Genomic DNA, 17,646 nt, shown 5'->3' with positions numbered 1-17,646 from the left:
AATTATAATGATGTTAGAAATTTAAAAAGTAGAGATATAAGTGCATATCCCTACTGAAATGTAATTAAAATTAACAATTTAAGCTTTTTTTACAAATTCAGATTTTAACTTCATCTGACCAATACCATCAATTTTGCAATCAATATTGTGGCCATCGCTTGCATCTGGAACTAAACGAATCGTTTTTACTTTCGTGCCTACTTTTACGACTGAAGATGAACCTTTAATTTTTAAGTCTTTAATGACAGTTACACTGTCGCCATCAGCTAATACATTTCCATTAGCATCTTTAATAATTTCTTGTTCTTCAGTAAGCGATGTATCCCCTTCTTTCCACTCATTTGAGCATTCAGGACAAATCAATAAGTCGCCATCTTGGTAAGTATATTCTGATTGGCATTTTGGGCAGTTTGGCAAAGACATGAAAAAAATCTCAAAAAGTATATTATGCGAGATATGACTCATTTTTTAAAGTTTTAAATAAAAGACTTTTACCAAAAAAAAATTTATACATTCATTTTGAGTTTTTACTTAATAAATATTCTTTCAAAATAATTGCATGGTTATTTTCAACATCTTTTGCTGAATATAAAAGCGTAACTATATGTTCTACTGCGATGCGATGTAGCTCTTCAACTGCGGAGTTGGTTTCAAGCTCTTTTAAATAACGCTGCTTAAATTCTTCCCAATGATCTGGCGTTGCTGCATGAAACCACTTGCGCAGTTCAGTTGAAGGTGCCACTTCTTTTAACCACAAATCTAAATGAGCCTTTTCCTTACTAATTCCCCTACACCATAGGCGGTCAACCAAAATTCTCTTCCCATCATTAAGGTCAGCATTTTCATAAATTCTTTTAATGTGTATATCCATAATCTTTCTCTGCGTAAGTTTTACATTTTAGATAGATCTTATAAAAGAAAAGTGAGCAGATTTAGCTCCACTCACTTTTTAAATATTTCATCAAAATTTTAGAAGCTTTATTGATCTGGAATTTCAGCTTCAATCAATAAAGTAAGCAAAGATAAGGATTCTTGCCATCCCAAATAACAAGCTTCCTCAGGAATAACTTCAGGTATGCCTTCTTGCGTAATATGTACTTCCGTGCCTACCAATACGCTTTTTAACGTAATGGTAACTTGCATAGTACCTGGTAAATTTGGGTCATCGAATTGGTCGTTATATCGAATTAATTCATTTGGAATGAGTTCAACATATGTTCCACCAAAAGCGTGTGTTGAACCTGTCGAAAAATTGGTAAAACTCATTTTGTATGAGCCACCAACATTTGCATCAAAACTATGAACTTTTGCAGTAAAGCCGTGCGGTGGTAACCACTTGACTAAAGCATCTGGATCTAAAAATGCACGGTAAACTCGCTCGGCTGGAGCCTTAAATACGCGATGAAATTTTACTGTTCCTGTTGCCATTATATTCTCCTTATTTTAATTTCTTTTAAATTATCGAAATTATGCTTATTAGCTTAAACCTTCCGATTTATCCGAACGTATATTTTTGGTGTTTTTTCAAACAAAATACTTTTTTCAGGTGAAATCAAATTACGAAAACTAGGGCTGATTTTTTAGTAAAAATGGAGCAAAATAGTCAGCAATCATAAAGAAACATATTGAATTTGAGATTAATCATGAGTCTGCTCGCTTTCTCCTCATATGCTTTAAACGGTGTAGATGCACAGAAGTTTTTACAAGGCCAAGTTACTGTAGATACTGAACGTTTAGCTGAAAATGAAACTCGCTATACAGCCATTTGTGATCTTAAAGGTCGTATTCATTTTGGCTTGTGGCTAAAGAAGATTAATCCTGAAAGTTTTGAAATTGTAGTTGCTCAAGATCAAGCTGAAGAGTTTGCCAAACATGTTAAAAAATTTGGTGCTTTTTCGAAAATGACCTTAAGTGAACAAGGCGCTGTGTTTCCAAAAGTTGTGAATCATCAAACTGAGTTCAATACGACTGAAACTGATATTTCTGAATGGCAAAAACAAGCCATTATGACTGGTCAAGCGTGGATTACACAGGCAACTGAACATGAGTTCCAGCCCCAAGAATTGCGTTTACATCAACGTGAAGGTGTCAATTACGATAAAGGCTGTTACTTAGGTCAGGAAATTGTGGCGCGTCTTTGGTTTAAAGCAAAACCAAAACATTGGTTACATCTCGTACAAGGTACAGGTGAAGCGCCTGCTTCAGCAACTCAATTAAATAACGATGTTGAAGTCGTTAATAGTATTGCAAATGATGAAGGCTATCTTGCTTTAGTTGTTGCTAAACCTGCTGCTCTACAAGAGTTGGGGCTTCAAGTTCTTGAGTTACCTGAAGCTTTAAGTGGCGATGTTGCAAGACCACAATAATAATTTTTATTAGCTCGAACTGCCCACTTCTAAGTTAGTGGGCTTTTTTATAGATACAAAACACTAATGATTTCATTAGATTAGAACATCAATTTTTTAAGTTTTATATGCCATCATTAGCCCTGTTGAAATTAAAGAGAAAAAAGATGAAAACTAAACTTGCTACACTCATGTTGAGTCTGGCTATTTTCGGTTCTGCTCATGCTGATGTTAAAGCACTTGAACAAAATCTTAAGACGAATTATCCAGATTTGCCTGTAAAAGGTGTTTATCAATCTCCTGTGCAAGGCATCTATGAAGTGTACACAAGCGGCCGCATTGTCTATACCAACCAAGATGCTAAGTACTTTTTTGTTGGTAACCTAGTCGACATCAAACAACAAAAAAATATGACTGAAGAACGTATTGCCGAACTGGGTAAAATTGACGTTAAAAGTTTGCCATTAAATCAGGCTATTAAATATGTAAAAGGTAAAGGCGAACGTACGATCTATGTCTTTAGTGACCCCGATTGCCCATATTGCCAGCGCTTAGAGCAAAATATGGTTGGTGTTGATAACGTAACGGTATATGTGTTCCTTTATCCTCTTACTAGTTTGCATCCAAATGCTGAAAAAGTTTCAAATCAAATCTGGTGCTCAAAAAACCCGGCAGAAGCGTGGACAAATTACATGCTTAACCGCAAATTGCCGACTAATAGCAAAAGTTGCTCAAGCCCAATTCAGAAAAATATCGCTTTAGGTCAAAAATTAAATATTGATGGAACACCTACCCTGTTCTTGCAAGATGGTCAAAGACTCTCTGGTGTTCCAAGTGATGCCAAGCAAATTGAAGCATTACTTCAGTCAGCAAAATAATAATATTACCCACTCCGTTGTATGAATGTGAGTGGGTCTTTTTTCTCCACAATTTGCCCAAAGTGCAGCGCTTTATATACAAATCGGCTGTTTACTTTCAGCAATCAATATTTATGATGAGAAATGAAACTATTTAATGCATCAATGGAATGATGTAGCTACGAAGTAAAAGGTTAAAAAGAAATGAAGAAATTACTAATCGCAAGCCTAATCACCCTTTCAAGTGCATCAATTTTTGCAGCTGACAACACAGCGACTTCTGCTAAAACCGATGTTTTCAAACAAGCTGAACAACTCTACGCAGCAAAAAATTACTCTGCCGCATTTCAAGAAATGCAACGCCTAGCCCAAACAGGGAATGCCCAAGCCATCTATAACTTAGGCTATATGACTCAAATGGGCCAAGGTACAGCAAAAGATTCTTCTAAAGCCCTCAAATATTATGAAGATGCTTCAAATAAAGGTTACGCCCAAGCGAGTTACACGCTGGCACAAATTTATGAGACTGGTGAATTAGGGGTTGCCAAAGACAGTAACAAATTCAGTCAATATATTCAAAAAGCATCAGCTCAAGGTTCTGATGATGCAACTGTGAAAATTGCGACGATTTTATTTGCTCAAAAGAAACCGCAGTCACATCAAATTGCCCTTCAAAAGTTAGCGCCTTTAATTAGAAAGGGTAACTATCCAGCGACTCAGGTGAAAGCACTTTATGATATTAGCCAAGGTGTGGAAAATAAAAATCCGTTAATGAAACGCCAAGGTATCGAAGCTTTACAATCGATTGCTCAAAAAGGTTACGCTCCTGCGTCTATGGCTTTAGCGACCATGATGGCGAATGGTAATATCATTCCGCAAAATTTACCTGAGGCCAAAAAGATCTTTACTGAACTTGCCAATCAAAATGTTCCTAACGCTAAAGAGTCTTTAGCCTCGGTTGATAAGATTATTGCAGAAAAAAGTAAACAGGCTGCAAATGCTCCCGGACAGCCAGCACCAAAGAAATAGTCAATGAAAAGCCCCGTAAGGGGCTTTTCTTTTACCACCACAAAGCAATAAGCCCGCTAACGCCAATAAAACCAACAACTGTACTAATCATAAGCGGCGTTAATGCTTTTTCATTTAAGCCATAGGCTTGTCCAAAAATTCCGAAAGCAATCGGCATTGGTAAAGCAGCAATTAATGTTCCTGCATAAAGCATCTCACGACTTACATCTGGAGTTATTAAAAAGAGAGAAAAAATAACAGATGGCATGAGGATAACTTTAAATATCGCCAACAAAATACTTTCTGTATTTACTGCTGTGATTCCAATACCCACTAAACTCCCGCCGATTGCAAACAAAGCCAAGGGCGAAGCTGTACGTCCAAGTAACTCTAGAGACTGATCAAGAGTCGTAGGAAGATTAACATCGAAAAGAATGCATCCCATTCCAACCAAAATCGCGATAATGACAGGATTCTTGAGTAAGTTTAAAAAAGTCTGTTTTAAAAGCGGTAAAAGATTTTGTTGTTGATGTAAACCAGCTTCGGCCAGAATGAGCATCAGCGCCACAATCAATAAATTTTCAATGATGAGTGTTAAAGAAATATAAATAGCTGCGTGATTACCTATCAACATGGTTAAAATAGCTGTTCCCATAAATCCAGTATTGGACATAGATGCGCCCATCGAAATCACGGCGCTATGAGTTAAACTATTTTTAAAATATTTTCGATAGAGAATAAAAGCCAAGAAAAATAAAATTAAAGACCCACCGCCATAAGCAAGAAAATAAGCTGGGTGCCAAATGTCTTGTAAGTTTTTATTTGCCAATGAGTGAATTAAAAAAGCTGGTAAGGAAATTTTAATCACGAATGCGCTAAGAGCCCTGATCTGTTCAGGTGTTACCAATTTGATGAGGACACAAACATAGCCCATCAATAGCAATATCAAGATAGGTAAAATAACCTGAAAAACCACCGACCGTCCTCACTTAGCAAAAGAAAAATGGGCAAAGATGACTTTGCCCAATACAATTAAAAAGAGTTAAAAAGCTGCTTTAATCCATGAGGTTGGCAACGTAAATATTGAGGTGCAATTTTAACTTCTGCCCCTAAAGCCGCTGCTGCATGCCAAGGCCATCTTGGGTCGTACAACATTGCACGAGCAAGACCAATAGCATCAGCTTGCTGGTTTTCCAAAATTTGTTCGGCATGTTCTGGCTCAGTAATTAACCCTACAGCAATAACTGGAATAGACACATGCTTTTTGACTTGTTCAGCAAATGGAACTTGGTAACCTGCCCCAATCGTAATAGATTGATGCTCGTGCAAACCACCACTAGACACATGCACATAGGCTGCACCCAATTGCTCTAAAGCTTTTGATAAACCCACTGTAGATTCAACATCCCAGTGCTCGATGCTCTCTAACCAATCAGTCGCAGAGAGTCTAACGCCAACTGGATAACCTTCAGGTACAGCGAGTTTAATTGCCTGAAGAACCTCAAGAGTCATACGCATACGGTTTTCTAAAGAACCACCATATTCATCAGTACGCTGATTGGCAATTGGCGATAAGAATTGATGTAATAAATAACCATGCGCAGCATGAACTTCAATCAACTCAAACCCAGCTTCTACAGCACGTTTTGCAGCCACTGCAAAGTCTTGTTGAACCTGTTTAATCTCAGCAATAGTCAAAGCATGGGGTGCTGCATCATGAACAGAAAAAGTACTTTCACTTGGTGCAACCGTTTGCCAACCATGAGGCTGATCTTTTGCAATCTGACCTTTACCTAACCATGGCTTTTCAGTAGATGCTTTACGCCCTGCATGTGCTAACTGAATTCCAAATGGCATTGGTGAAAGTGTATGAACCTTAGCTAACAACGTTTTGATTTGGTCACGTTGCTGATCATTCCAGAGCCCAAGGTCAGCATAGCTAATCCGACCTTCAGGTTGTACAGCAGTCGCCTCTACAATACAAAGCCCAGCGCCAGACAATGCATAATTTGCCCATTGCTGTTCATGCCAATAGGTAATTTCACCATCATCTGTTGCCGAATATTGGCACATTGGAGCAATTACAATTCTATTGACCAGTTGTAGTGAACCAAAGTTAACCGTTTCAAATAATTTTGCCATTTTTAATTCCTAGAATTGCTTAATTACACGTAAACCTGCACTCCAGTTACGTCCATCCGCTGGTTCAAAGTAGCGTCCATTACCATCATTTACGATCACTGAACCTGCATAGTTTTTATCAAATAGGTTATCTACACGGGCAAAGCTATTCACTTTCCAGTCACCGATTACCCATGCATAACCCACATTAGCTGAGGTTACACTGTAGCTTGGCGCTGCGTCACTGTTGGTATCATTCACGTATACTTTATCCATATACTGTACATCTACACCGCCATATAGACCGTGCGATGGCTGCCAAGCTAAAGAGGCATAAGCCTGGTTTTTAGCAATTCCGGGAATGGCATTACCCGATGGAATTTGAGCAATACTTCCCAAAGCTGGAATATCAGCATCAAAAGTTGCATCCAAATATGTATAGCTAGCAGTCGCTGTTAAATCTCGCCACAACTTTTTATTCCATGCAAACTCTACGCCTTCACGTAAGGTTTTATCTGCATTACGAAACGTTGATCGGCCATTTGAGTTGCCGGCAGAAACGATGTCATCTTTGGTTTTAGTTTGAAAAACTGCCAAAGTAAAATCACCAAATTGGTTTTGTGATTTTAAGCCTGTTTCATAGGTATCACTTGTGGATGCGGTTAAATCAAAATTAAAACCACTTTCTCCATCTGGACGATATGCCATTTCAGTAAAAGTTGGCGTTTCAAATCCTTTGGCATAACTCACATAGACCATGAGTTCAGGTAAAATTTGCCAGCTTAAAGCAGCCGAAGGCAAAACTTTACTGTAATCAGTCTTACCACTATCGTCGCCATTACTTAAATAGTTATCTTTAGATTTGTAATGGACATTGCTATAGCGTACACCCGTATCTAAACGCCACGTTGGTAAAAACTGCCATGATGCTTGTAAATAGGGATCAATATTCCACAAAGTATTATCTTCATCACGGCGCAAATTACCTTTGACCCCATAAGAAGGCTGTCCGTTTACTAAATTAAAGTTTTCAAAACCTTTACGATCTTCATCCATTGCATCGAGTGCAACACCAACACTTAGAGTAGTATTTGGAAGTAACTCTTTGCCCGTCCAACGGAAATCAGCACCATAATAATCCCGTTCAAAATCAATCACCCCGCCTGCATGATTGATACTGGCATCTTGTGTTGATTTAGGTATAGATTGATATTGAGTGACTTGGCGATTACCTAAATATACCATGGCATAGAGTTCATTTTTATCATTAATCGGTTTAGACCAAGTCACACCCGTTTGAGTTTGCTCAATATCTTTACGGACATTAAATTGCTTTAAAAATGGAACTTGTTGCTTTGGATTAGCATTCCACTGGTCACGCGTTAAACCCTGCGGGTCGTCTGCATGAATTTTGACATAGTTAGTTATCCAGTTAATTTTGCTACCATCATCAAGGTCCCAACTGAGCTTTGCATTATTTAATACTTTTTCTGCACCACTATGTTCTCTGTAACCATCTGTGTCGAAGTATGATGAACTAATAACATAGCTTGGTTCATTCGCACCCTTCGCCCCGCCTTGTAGCACGAGTCCAGCTCGACTTTTATCGTGACTGCCTCCCGAATAGCTCAGCTCAATTGCATCTTTTCCTTGTCCTTCTTTAGTAGAAGTTAAAATTGTCCCGCCAGATGAGTTTCCATATAGCGATGAAAAAGGTCCCGTTAGAACTTCAACATGGTCCAAACTACTTAAATCGATATTAGACGTTTGACCCTGTCCATCTGGCATCGTTGCAGGAATACCGTCCACATATAGGCGAATACCACGGACACCAAAAGTTGAACGTGCACCAAAACCACGCATAGATAACTGTAAATCTTGTGCATAATTTTCACGATTGCGAAGCTGTAAACTCGGTATACCCTTTACAACTTCGGTTAAATTTACTTGTGAAGAAGTATCGACTTGAGGTGCATCTATTCGAAAAACCGAAGCCGGCGTCTGCAAATAGGTGGTATCGGTACGGGTTGCTTCCACATGTAACGTTGGCAATACAGTCACGTCTTGGGTTAAGTCTTCTGCCCAAACAAGTGGGCTAGAAATGCAGCCCATACTCATCAAAATACAGTAATGAAGTCGGTCTAAGCGTAATAAGGACATGCTTATTTCCTTTATTTATATTGTAGTTATCATAACAAAAAGCGGTGTCTTGTCTGGATATAGAATTCGATCTGCATTGTTGTAAATCTAGAACACTCTTCATCAATATCTAAAAATTGATTTCCAGATTAGAATTATCGACTCAAAGATGGATGATCTTTCCAACAATAACGTTCAGGCCAATCTTTTGCTTCTTCGGCATAATCAATTCCAATCCGTGGCGTCAATACCACTTCTGGCTGCGTTGAAGCTGCTTCAATCCATAGTCCAGACTCCTCTCCCAAGGTTTGACCTTTTAAAGTCCGATCAATACCCAAATAGCGTGTCAGTTTGCCGGGTCCAGCTAGAAGCTTATATTCTTTTTTTGTTGAAGCACCATTTAAAAATGCAGAACGAATCATGACCCCTTCAGGGATGCCTTCTGTCTGAGTAATCAGATTGAGCATTTCATACATGCCATAAATTAAGTAGACATAAATCGTACCGCCAGAGCGATACATTACATCTGTTCGTGCTGTGCGCTTGTCATTGTAGCTGTGGCAAGCTTTATCACGAACACCCAAATAAGCTTCTGTTTCACTAATTGTGCAACGGATGACTTGACCATCAGGTTGTCGCTTACATAATACGCAGCCAATTAGGTCATAAGCCACTTCGGAGGTTTCACGTTGAAACCAGCTTAATGGTAAAATATCTGACATAGTAATCTCTGAAATATTAGATACCACACGTTATACTTGATTAATCCAGTATATCTGTTAATTCTGCGAGTTGGCATGCCTGAGTTACCCGAAGTCGAAACAACCAAAACTAGTTTATTTCCTCTATTGAATCAAAAAGTTCTAAGTATTGAAGTGCGTAATCCGAGCTTACGTTGGCCTATCCCAGATGATGTTCAAAAACTCGTTGAGCAACGCCTCATTGGGTTAAATCGACGTTCAAAATATATTTTGGCAGAGTTTGAACAAGATCAAATGCTCTGGCATTTAGGCATGTCGGGTAGTTTTCGCCTGTGCCAACCAAATGATGAGCTGAGAAAACATGATCATTTAATTATTCAATTTGAAGATCAGCAATTACGTTATCATGACCCGCGTCGTTTCGGTTGTATTCTTTGGCTTAATACGGAAACTCAAGGCAAACTCATTGACACTTTAGGACCTGAGCCTTTAAGTGCTGACTTTCATGCAGAATATTTAGCTTCCAAACTCAAGAATAAGGCTGTCGGCATAAAAATTGCACTCATGGATAATCATGTAGTCGTCGGTGTAGGCAATATCTATGCAACTGAAAGCTTATTTAATGTTGGCATTCACCCAGCACAACCTGCTGGTGATTTAAGCATGCATCAGATTGAAAAGTTGGTGGTTGAGATTAAACGAATTCTAAAGTCAGCAATTGATTTAGGTGGTTCGACTTTACGAGATTACAGCAATGCCATGGGTGAAAATGGTTATTTCCAGCAAACTCTACTTGCTTATGGTCGTGCTGGAGAAATGTGTGTTAACTGTGAAACCACATTAGAAAACTTAAAACTTGGTCAGCGTGCCAGCGTATTTTGCCCACAGTGCCAACCACTTAAAAAGCTGAGAAAGCCTTAATTTTTTGGAGAAAGACAACATGCAAACAGCAATTGTCCGTCATATTTTAGTCAAAGATAAAGACTTAGCTGAGCAGCTAAAAAAGAAGTTACAAAATGGTGCCGACTTCGCAAAAATTGCCAAGCAATACTCTACCTGTAATTCGGCAAAACGTGGCGGTGAACTTGGCGAAGTCAAAAAAGGACAACTTGTGCCAGTCATCGACAAAGTTGTTTTTACAGCTGCTGAACGTGTTTTACAAGGCCCAATCAAAAGCCAGTTTGGCTATCATCTTTTAGAAGTTAAATTCCGAATGGGCAGCTTACGTTGATTCCATTATTTTAATTATTTTTTTCAGAAGCTTGAGCCTGTTCATTCAGTTGATATGTCCAGGCTTTAACACACTCACCCGATTCTAATTTCACATCTGCGATGACACGCTGGTATTGAAAACCCTCAAAGTCATCAAGCATTTGCCATTTTTCAGCAAGTTTTTCCGTACTAAACAAATAACCCTCTACCCAATCCGCTTGCGAATCTAACTCAAGCGCTTTTAAGCCTTTGTCAGGACCCCAATCTAAAATATGAATCACACCCTGCACACTAGCTTTTGTCCAGCTTCCACCAATCTGCTCTAAAATATGAGCATTTGCTTTATTCGGACATAAAGTACCATACACAAAAAGCTGATTCATTTATTTATATCCTTTTCACATTGTACGTAGTTGAGCCTATCGGTAGCCTTTTTATTTTATCAATATCTTTAGTCCAGTATAAAATACTAAGCAATAAAAAACGGCACTTTCGGTACCGTTTCTTATTAATTCAGAATATTGTTAAGCTTGCTTTTTCAACTCATCGCGAATTTCACGCAATAACTGAATATCTTCAGGAGTTGCAGCTGGAGCTTCTGGCTCATTCTTATCACGACGAAGTCTATTTAATAATTTCACCATTAAGAACACTACCCAAGCCAAAATTAGGAAGTTAATTAAAATGGTGAGGAAATTACCATAAGTTAAAACATTGATACCTGCTTTTTGCAAAGCATCTAAAGATTGCAGATTGGTAGGGTTGGATCCTAGCACAATAAATTTCTGCGAAAAATCAACACCACCACCAGTAATCACACTAATAATTGGCATGATAATATCTTTTACTAAAGAGTCCACGATTTTGCCAAAAGCACCACCAATAATCACACCAATGGCTAAATCCATCATATTGCCTTTAATGGCAAATTCTTTAAATTCTTGAATAATACTCATCTAAACATCTCCAGATGTCGGGGGCCGAAACACGTCATATTTTTCTTTTTCAATGGCATCTTATCGATTTAGATAGTACTCGCCATGATATTGATAATTTAATATTTTTATCAAAAAAAAGAAAACTATCTCACACTTTAACAACATATTCTCTGATAAGAAAAATATGATTTTAAGCTTAGTTTAATTTTAAATAGAACGATTAAAAAAACCGCTGATCGAAATCAGCGGTTTTTATCATCCGAAGATAAGAATAACTTATTTGTTACGCTTACGTTCGTTTTCAGTCAACCAGCGCTTACGGATACGGATTGACTTAGGTGTTACTTCAACTAATTCATCATCTTCAATGAACTCAAGCGCTTGTTCAAGCGTATATTCAATTGCAGGTACTAAAGTTAAAGCATCATCTGTACCAGAAGCACGTACGTTAGTTAACTGTTTAGCTTTAGTTGGGTTAACCACCATATCGTCTGAACGTGAGTTAATCCCTACGATCATACCTTCGTAAACTTCTAACTGTGGTTTAGCGAATAGACGACCACGGTCTTGCAAGCTGAACAATGCATAGCCAAGGCAAGTACCTTGAACCATAGAAATCAACACACCGTTTTGACGCTTCGCAACAGTACCTTGTTTCATCGGACCGTAGTGAGAGAAGCTTGAAGTCATGATTCCTGTACCAGAAGTCATGGTCAAGAATTCAGAACGGAAACCGATCAAACCACGTGAAGGTACAGTTGCTTCAATACGGATACGGCCTTTACCGTCAACTTCCATATTTGTCATTTCACCTTTACGGTTACCCATTTGTTCCATTACAGAACCTTGGTGCTGTTCTTCAACGTCAAATGTAACGTTTTCGTAAGGTTCTTGTTTTTCACCGTCAACTTCTTTCAAGATTACTTGTGGACGAGATACGCCCATTTCGAAACCTTCGCGACGCATGTTTTCAATTAAAACTGAAAGGTGAAGTTCACCACGACCAGATACTTTAAAACGGTCTGGACTGTCAGTGTCTTCTACACGTAATGCTACGTTGTGAATTAATTCGCGGTCTAAACGTTCACGGATGTTACGTGAAGTAACGAATTTACCTTCTTTACCTGCAAACGGCGAGTTGTTTACTTGGAAAGTCATTGTTACTGTAGGTTCATCTACAGACAATGGTGGTAAAGCTTCAACATTTTTCGGATCACAAATCGTGTCAGAAATATGAAGTTCATCAATACCTGTAATACATACGATATCGCCTGCTTGAGCAGAATCAACATCAACACGCTCTAGACCGTGGTAACCCATAATTTTTAAGATACGGCCGTTACGTGTCTTACCGTCTTTATCAATAACAGTTACAGGTGTATTTAAACCAATTGAACCACGTTGAATACGACCAACACCGATAACACCTACGAAGCTGTTATAGTCAAGTGAAGAGATCTGCATTTGGAATGGACCATCTGCATCAACTGCTGGTGGTTCAACAATGTCAACGATTGTTTGGAATAATGGCGTCATGTCATCAGCCAATTCTTCTGGAGAAGGACCAGCAACACCACGTAAGCCAGATGCATAAACAACTGGGAAGTCTAGCTGTTCGTCAGAACCGCCAAGGTTGTCGAACAAGTCAAATACTTGGTCAATAACCCAGTCTGGACGCGCGCTTGGCTTGTCAACTTTGTTGATAATTACGATTGGTTTTAAACCACGAGCAAACGCTTTTTGAGTTACAAAGCGAGTTTGTGGCATTGGACCTTCTTGAGAGTCAACCAATAACAATACACAGTCAACCATCGACATTACACGTTCAACTTCACCACCGAAGTCGGCGTGTCCCGGGGTGTCGACGATATTAATACGGTATTCTGTATTCGTACGAGCATCGGTCCATTTAATTGCAGTGTTCTTTGCAAGAATGGTAATACCACGTTCACTTTCAATAGCGCCCGAATCCATGACACGCTCAATCTCACCAGCGCGATCACCAAGAGCACCTGATTGTTGAAGTAATTTATCGACAAGTGTGGTTTTCCCGTGGTCGACGTGGGCAATAATTGCAATATTGCGGAGATTTTTGATATCTGACATAGAATTCGATAAGCCTGAAACTTGAGGGCAAATTATACAGAAAAATTATAGATTTTAGTAGTGACAGTTTATTGACATTGACAAAAAAATTTCCAATAGCCTGTATTTCGTTTTGTAAAGATAGTTATCTCGATTAGAATAGCGCCAATTTGCAAAATTGCGGCAGACCTACACCCATGTCCAATCAACACTCTCAAGACCATTTAGACCTTGTTTATGGTTTAAATGATCGACCAAAACCTTTGATCGCTTTTTTAGCAGCTTTCCAGCATTTGCTTGCGATTATTGTACCAATTGTTACACCTGGCCTTTTAATTTGCTTAGCTTTAGGCGTTTCACGCACTGAAACCAACATGATTCTATCGATGTCTTTGGTGATTTCGGGTATTGCTACATTTCTACAATGTAAAAAAGTTGGTCCGTTTGGTGCAGGTCTTCTTATTGTTCAAGGCACAAGTTTTAACTTTATTGGTCCTATTATTGGTATTGGTAGTGCAATGGTTGCCGCAGGAACACCAGTCAACCAAGTTATGGCTGCAATTTTCGGTGTAGTAATTGCTGGCTCCTTTATTGAAATGGGTGTTTCGCAAATTCTTCCATGGGTAAAAAGACTAATTACCCCTTTGGTGACAGGTATTGTTGTTTTATTAATTGGCTTAACGCTTATTAAAGAAGGCTTGATTAGTATGGGTGGTGGCTACCAAGCCATGCAAGACCATACTTTTGCAAGTGCAGACAACCTTATTATGTCATGTACCGTACTTGCGATTATTATCGTTCTGAATCGTATTCGAGTGGTTTGGATTAAAAGCTCAGCTATTTTAATCGCGCTAGTGATTGGCTACATTCTTGCTGGATTTATGGGACATCTAGATTTCTCTAGTATTAAAGATGCACCCCTCGTACAAATTCCAACACCAATGCACTTTGGTTTGAGCTTCTCATGGGGCTTATTCATACCAATGGCATTCATTTATTTGGTGACCTCTTTAGAAGCCATTGGTGATGTGACAGCAACCAGTAAACTTTCTAACCAACCCGTTAATGGTCCTGAATGGATGAAACGCATTAAAGGTGGTGTATTAGTAAATGGTGCAAACTCTTTACTCGCTGGATTATTTAATACTTTCCCAAGTTCTGTTTTCGCTCAAAATAATGGTGTAATTCAACTCACTGGAGTGGCTAGCCGCTATGTAGGTATCTGGATTGCTGGATTACTTATTTTATTAGGTCTATTTCCTGCGGTAGCTGGTGTTATACAAGCAGTTCCTCAAGCAGTTTTAGGCGGCGCTGTTATGGTGATGTTCGGTGCCGTAGCTGCATCAGGCATTAATATTCTTTCATCTATTCACCTTGATCGCCGAGCATTATTAATTATTGCCATCTCACTTGCATTAGGTTTGGGTGTTGCTCAAGTTCCCCAAATTTTAGAGCATCTTCCAGAATTATTTAAAAATATTTTTAGCTCTGGCGTGGCAACAGGTGGTATAGCAGCATTAATTTTAAATGTTGTGCTTCCTGAAACGCATAAATAACTTTTAATTTTGATTACTGCCCAGCTCCCACTGGGCATTCTTCTTCATGAGAGATGTACATGGATCCTAGAAGTGAAGTGGTATTAAGACAGCAAGACTATTTGAAAGGTAGTATCTTGTTAATTAATGCACCGAATGATGCCTTAGTCAGTCAATTACCAGCTGGGACTGATGCGTCAGTCTGGACATGGAACCATGCCGACTATCAAGGATTTATAAATAGTGGAACAAAAGCTCACTTCTCAGTTGAGTTTCCCTCACAAGAATTCGACCAAGCAATTATTTTTGTTCCAAAATCTAAAGAACTCTTAAATTACATATTACATGTAGTGATGAGCCATCTTAAAACCAATCAATCTGTTTTTTTAGTCGGTGAAAAAAAAGGTGGCGTAGAAAGAGCCGCCAAACAATTACAAAGCTTTGGCAAAGTACTAAAACTTGATAGTGCACGTCACTGTCAGCTATGGCACTTAAAGATTGAGAAAACAGAACAAATTAAACCTCTAGAAAAATGGCTTAAAACCTATACTGTTCAGGTTAATGAACAAGAGCTTACGATTTGTGCCCTCCCCGGTGTTTTTAGCCAAAATCATCTAGATGTCGGAACTGCTGTTTTACTCCCTTATCTTAATCAGGTGAAATCAGGTAGAATTGCCGACTTCGGGTGTGGTGCTGGAATTATCAGTTGCTATTTGGCAAAAATAAATTCAAGTAATATTATTCATGCCCTAGATATTGATGCTTTCGCTTTACGGTCAACGGAAATGACTTTTAGTCGAAATGGAATAGGTTCAGACCAGTTGAGATTGCAGCCTGTCATAGGTATTGCAGACGCTCCAACAGAACTCGATGCCATTGTCAGTAATCCTCCTTTCCATCAAGGTATTCATACCAACTATGATGCAAGTGAAGGACTCTGCCAAAACGCTAAAAAACATTTAAAGGCATCAGGTGAGCTATGGATTGTAGCAAACCGTTTTTTAAACTATCCGATCTTAATTGAGAAGCACTTTGGTCAGTGCCAGATTAAAACTGATCTTCAAGGCTTTAAGGTGTTATATGCCTGTGCATAACAAACTATGTAAGGAATCTCCATGAGCGAAACACATGCTCCTGAAAAACTCCAGCGTAAGCTTGGAGCTCGTCATCTGAATATGATCGCCATTGGTGGTTCCATTGGTACAGGCCTCTTCCTTGCTTCTGGATCGACCATTGCAAATGCTGGCCCGGGTGGAGCACTACTCGCCTATTCTCTTATTGGTATTATGATTTACTTCTTAATGACCAGTCTAGGTGAGCTTGCAACCCACAATCCAACTTCTGGAGCTTTTTTTACATATGGTAGTCGTTATGTCGAAGAAGGCTTTGGCTTCGCTTTAGGTTGGAACTACTGGTATAACTGGGCAATTACAGTTGCATTCGAACTTGTTGCGGTTCAGTTTATTATGAAGTTCTGGTTCCCTGATATTCCAGGGTTTTACTGGAGTGCCCTGTTCCTCATCGTAATTTTTGCAATCAATGCCATGACAGTAAAAGGATTCGGCGAAAGCGAATTCTGGTTCTCAATGGTAAAAGTGATCGCAATCGTTGCCTTTATTATCATTGGCTTAGCCATGATCATTAAAATTATGCTAACTCCAGGTGTCGCAGCTTTTGGAAACTGGACCTATAAAGAAGCACCTTTTGTTGGTGGTTTACAGGCCATGATCGGTGTAGCAATGATTGCCGGATTCTCCTTCCAAGGGACTGAAATGGTGGGGGTTGCTGCTGGTGAATCTAAAGATCCAAAGAAAACGATTCCACTTGCAATCAAACAGATTTTCTGGCGAATCTTATTATTTTATATCTTATGTATCTTCATTATCGGTACGCTAATTGCCTATGATGACCCAAATTTATTACAAGCTGCTACCACTGAAAATGTTGCACTTTCTCCGTTTACATTGCTCTATGAAAGAGTTGGCTTTGCTTTTGCAGCTGGTTTAATGAATGCTGTCATTCTTACTGCTATTTTGTCAGCAGGTAACTCAGGCATGTATTCATCAACTCGTATGTTATTTAAAATGGCTCAGGAAGGTCGTGCACCAAAGTGGTTTGCAAAACTTGATGGTCGTGGCGTTCCAATGAATGCACTATATGCCACCACATTTATTGCCGCTTTTTGTTTCTTGACAACGTTTATTGGTGAAAAACAAGTCTTTAACTGGCTACTGAATATGTCAGGGATGTGTGGTTTCATTGTCTGGCTGGGCATTGCTATTTCACACTATCGTTTCCGTAAAGGTTATATTGCTCAAGGATATAAATTAGAAGATTTAGCATATCGCGCCAAATTTTTCCCATTTGCTCCTTGGTTTGCATTTATTCTCTGTTCAATCATCATCTTAGGACAGAACTATCAAGCCATTTTAGGTGGAAAAATTGACTGGTTAGGCCTACTTTCAACTTATATTAGTTTGCCATTATTCTTAATTATTTGGTTAGGCTATAAGTGGAAAAATAAAACTAAACTGATCGCTTATGATCAAATGAATGTGAAGCCAGAGCAAGACTAAGAATCGGTAATTAAAAGTAAATCAGAGATCAAAAGCTTGATCTTTGATTAAAAAAGCGTAAAATGCCGTTCAGATTTTCAACGGCGCTTTTAAATAAGGAGGACATCATGCCAACACTACAAGGTAAAA

General features: G+C 38.8%; 18 protein-coding genes. 8 read left to right on the top strand and 10 right to left on the bottom strand.

What is annotated here, in order from left to right:
* Positions 1-78: 78 nt before the first annotated feature.
* From QLG01_RS08820 to QLG01_RS08810, 3 genes are all read right to left on the bottom strand, one after another.
* The gene (locus tag QLG01_RS08820; RefSeq protein WP_250375191.1) at positions 79-423 is read right to left on the bottom strand and encodes a zinc ribbon domain-containing protein YjdM; all 345 of its coding nucleotides are present in this window, start codon (positions 421-423) and stop codon (positions 79-81) included.
* Between the two features lie 91 nt (positions 424-514).
* On the bottom strand, positions 515-871 hold the full coding sequence (locus tag QLG01_RS08815; protein WP_282496267.1) for a DUF488 family protein: 357 nt from the start codon (positions 869-871) through the stop codon (positions 515-517).
* 107 nt (positions 872-978) lie between these two features.
* On the bottom strand, positions 979-1,431 hold the full coding sequence (locus tag QLG01_RS08810) for an SRPBCC family protein (RefSeq protein ID WP_192834420.1): 453 nt from the start codon (positions 1,429-1,431) through the stop codon (positions 979-981).
* Between the two features lie 212 nt (positions 1,432-1,643).
* On the opposite strand from QLG01_RS08810, the gene QLG01_RS08805 reads away from it, so the two are divergent.
* The 3 genes from QLG01_RS08805 (at position 1,644) to QLG01_RS08795 (ending at position 4,231) form a co-directional block, all read left to right on the top strand.
* Positions 1,644-2,366 (top strand): folate-binding Fe/S cluster repair protein, encoded by a 723-nt coding sequence (locus QLG01_RS08805; RefSeq protein ID WP_192834364.1) that lies wholly within the window; start codon positions 1,644-1,646, stop codon positions 2,364-2,366.
* Positions 2,367-2,512: 146 nt separating this feature from the next.
* Complete coding sequence (locus QLG01_RS08800) at positions 2,513-3,223, top strand: DsbC family protein (protein ID WP_005309781.1); 711 nt, start codon at positions 2,513-2,515, stop codon at positions 3,221-3,223.
* 183 nt (positions 3,224-3,406) lie between these two features.
* Positions 3,407-4,231 (top strand): tetratricopeptide repeat protein, encoded by an 825-nt coding sequence (locus QLG01_RS08795; protein WP_282496266.1) that lies wholly within the window; start codon positions 3,407-3,409, stop codon positions 4,229-4,231.
* A gap of 31 nt (positions 4,232-4,262) precedes the next feature.
* Here QLG01_RS08795 and QLG01_RS08790 read toward each other — a convergent pair whose 3' ends face one another.
* The 4 genes from QLG01_RS08790 to QLG01_RS08775 all read right to left on the bottom strand — a co-directional run bounded on the left by QLG01_RS08790 (position 4,263) and on the right by QLG01_RS08775 (position 9,192).
* Positions 4,263-5,186: an AEC family transporter gene (locus QLG01_RS08790; RefSeq protein ID WP_151826583.1), complete on the bottom strand. Its 924-nt coding sequence runs from the start codon at positions 5,184-5,186 to the stop codon at positions 4,263-4,265.
* A gap of 56 nt (positions 5,187-5,242) precedes the next feature.
* Positions 5,243-6,352, bottom strand: a complete 1,110-nt coding sequence (locus tag QLG01_RS08785) for an NADH:flavin oxidoreductase/NADH oxidase (RefSeq protein WP_282496265.1) — start codon at positions 6,350-6,352, stop codon at positions 5,243-5,245.
* A 9-nt stretch (positions 6,353-6,361) separates the two neighbouring features.
* Complete coding sequence (locus QLG01_RS08780; protein ID WP_282496264.1) at positions 6,362-8,491, bottom strand: TonB-dependent receptor; 2,130 nt, start codon at positions 8,489-8,491, stop codon at positions 6,362-6,364.
* A 134-nt stretch (positions 8,492-8,625) separates the two neighbouring features.
* Positions 8,626-9,192, bottom strand: coding sequence for a DNA-3-methyladenine glycosylase (locus tag QLG01_RS08775; protein WP_144735112.1), 567 nt, complete (start codon positions 9,190-9,192; stop codon positions 8,626-8,628).
* A gap of 75 nt (positions 9,193-9,267) precedes the next feature.
* Here QLG01_RS08775 and mutM point away from each other — a divergent pair, with 75 nt between their 5' ends.
* Both mutM and QLG01_RS08765 read left to right on the top strand, forming a co-directional pair.
* Positions 9,268-10,092, top strand: a complete 825-nt coding sequence (gene mutM, locus QLG01_RS08770; RefSeq protein ID WP_282496263.1) for a bifunctional DNA-formamidopyrimidine glycosylase/DNA-(apurinic or apyrimidinic site) lyase — start codon at positions 9,268-9,270, stop codon at positions 10,090-10,092.
* Positions 10,093-10,111: 19 nt separating this feature from the next.
* A complete protein-coding gene (locus tag QLG01_RS08765; protein WP_005309756.1) occupies positions 10,112-10,402 on the top strand; it encodes a peptidylprolyl isomerase in 291 nt (96 codons plus the stop codon).
* A 10-nt stretch (positions 10,403-10,412) separates the two neighbouring features.
* On the opposite strand, the gene QLG01_RS08760 is transcribed toward QLG01_RS08765, so the two are convergent.
* The 3 genes from QLG01_RS08760 to typA all read right to left on the bottom strand — a co-directional run bounded on the left by QLG01_RS08760 (position 10,413) and on the right by typA (position 13,427).
* Positions 10,413-10,766 (bottom strand): gamma-glutamylcyclotransferase family protein, encoded by a 354-nt coding sequence (locus QLG01_RS08760; protein WP_282496262.1) that lies wholly within the window; start codon positions 10,764-10,766, stop codon positions 10,413-10,415.
* A gap of 141 nt (positions 10,767-10,907) precedes the next feature.
* Complete coding sequence (mscL, locus tag QLG01_RS08755; RefSeq protein ID WP_107881246.1) at positions 10,908-11,339, bottom strand: large conductance mechanosensitive channel protein MscL; 432 nt, start codon at positions 11,337-11,339, stop codon at positions 10,908-10,910.
* A gap of 258 nt (positions 11,340-11,597) precedes the next feature.
* Entirely contained in the window at positions 11,598-13,427 is a 1,830-nt protein-coding gene (typA, locus tag QLG01_RS08750; protein ID WP_004789229.1) for a translational GTPase TypA, read from the bottom strand.
* 176 nt (positions 13,428-13,603) lie between these two features.
* On the opposite strand from typA, the gene QLG01_RS08745 reads away from it, so the two are divergent.
* Genes QLG01_RS08745 through QLG01_RS08735 form a run of 3 tightly spaced genes read left to right on the top strand, consistent with a single transcriptional unit; the run spans position 13,604 to position 17,517 of the window.
* Positions 13,604-14,962, top strand: coding sequence for a uracil-xanthine permease family protein (locus QLG01_RS08745; RefSeq protein ID WP_049838089.1), 1,359 nt, complete (start codon positions 13,604-13,606; stop codon positions 14,960-14,962).
* A 59-nt stretch (positions 14,963-15,021) separates the two neighbouring features.
* Positions 15,022-16,035: a methyltransferase gene (locus tag QLG01_RS08740; protein ID WP_013196891.1), complete on the top strand. Its 1,014-nt coding sequence runs from the start codon at positions 15,022-15,024 to the stop codon at positions 16,033-16,035.
* A gap of 21 nt (positions 16,036-16,056) precedes the next feature.
* Positions 16,057-17,517, top strand: a complete 1,461-nt coding sequence (locus QLG01_RS08735) for an amino acid permease (protein WP_004789223.1) — start codon at positions 16,057-16,059, stop codon at positions 17,515-17,517.
* Positions 17,518-17,646 lie beyond the last annotated feature (129 nt).

Origin of the sequence: Acinetobacter sp. V89_4 (genome assembly GCF_029967875.1) — a bacterium.
GTDB lineage: Bacteria > Pseudomonadota > Gammaproteobacteria > Pseudomonadales > Moraxellaceae > Acinetobacter > Acinetobacter oleivorans.
The sequence above is the reverse complement of the archived record's forward strand: the minus strand, read 5'-3'. Positions and strand labels throughout refer to the sequence as shown.

What these genes read in the sequence shown, in the direction of transcription:
- QLG01_RS08820 (WP_250375191.1), bottom strand. Translation starts at nt 423, where the DNA reads ATGTCTTTGCCAAACTGCCCAAAATGCCAATCAGAATATACTTACCAA.
- QLG01_RS08815 (WP_282496267.1), bottom strand. Translation starts at nt 871, where the DNA reads ATGGATATACACATTAAAAGAATTTATGAAAATGCTGACCTTAATGAT.
- QLG01_RS08805 (WP_192834364.1), top strand. Translation starts at nt 1,644, where the DNA reads ATGAGTCTGCTCGCTTTCTCCTCATATGCTTTAAACGGTGTAGATGCA.
- QLG01_RS08800 (WP_005309781.1), top strand. Translation starts at nt 2,513, where the DNA reads ATGAAAACTAAACTTGCTACACTCATGTTGAGTCTGGCTATTTTCGGT.
- QLG01_RS08795 (WP_282496266.1), top strand. Translation starts at nt 3,407, where the DNA reads ATGAAGAAATTACTAATCGCAAGCCTAATCACCCTTTCAAGTGCATCA.
- QLG01_RS08785 (WP_282496265.1), bottom strand. Translation starts at nt 6,352, where the DNA reads ATGGCAAAATTATTTGAAACGGTTAACTTTGGTTCACTACAACTGGTC.
- QLG01_RS08780 (WP_282496264.1), bottom strand. Translation starts at nt 8,491, where the DNA reads ATGTCCTTATTACGCTTAGACCGACTTCATTACTGTATTTTGATGAGT.
- QLG01_RS08775 (WP_144735112.1), bottom strand. Translation starts at nt 9,192, where the DNA reads ATGTCAGATATTTTACCATTAAGCTGGTTTCAACGTGAAACCTCCGAA.
- mutM (WP_282496263.1), top strand. Translation starts at nt 9,268, where the DNA reads ATGCCTGAGTTACCCGAAGTCGAAACAACCAAAACTAGTTTATTTCCT.
- QLG01_RS08765 (WP_005309756.1), top strand. Translation starts at nt 10,112, where the DNA reads ATGCAAACAGCAATTGTCCGTCATATTTTAGTCAAAGATAAAGACTTA.
- QLG01_RS08760 (WP_282496262.1), bottom strand. Translation starts at nt 10,766, where the DNA reads ATGAATCAGCTTTTTGTGTATGGTACTTTATGTCCGAATAAAGCAAAT.
- mscL (WP_107881246.1), bottom strand. Translation starts at nt 11,339, where the DNA reads ATGAGTATTATTCAAGAATTTAAAGAATTTGCCATTAAAGGCAATATG.
- typA (WP_004789229.1), bottom strand. Translation starts at nt 13,427, where the DNA reads ATGTCAGATATCAAAAATCTCCGCAATATTGCAATTATTGCCCACGTC.
- QLG01_RS08745 (WP_049838089.1), top strand. Translation starts at nt 13,604, where the DNA reads ATGTCCAATCAACACTCTCAAGACCATTTAGACCTTGTTTATGGTTTA.
- QLG01_RS08740 (WP_013196891.1), top strand. Translation starts at nt 15,022, where the DNA reads ATGGATCCTAGAAGTGAAGTGGTATTAAGACAGCAAGACTATTTGAAA.
- QLG01_RS08735 (WP_004789223.1), top strand. Translation starts at nt 16,057, where the DNA reads ATGAGCGAAACACATGCTCCTGAAAAACTCCAGCGTAAGCTTGGAGCT.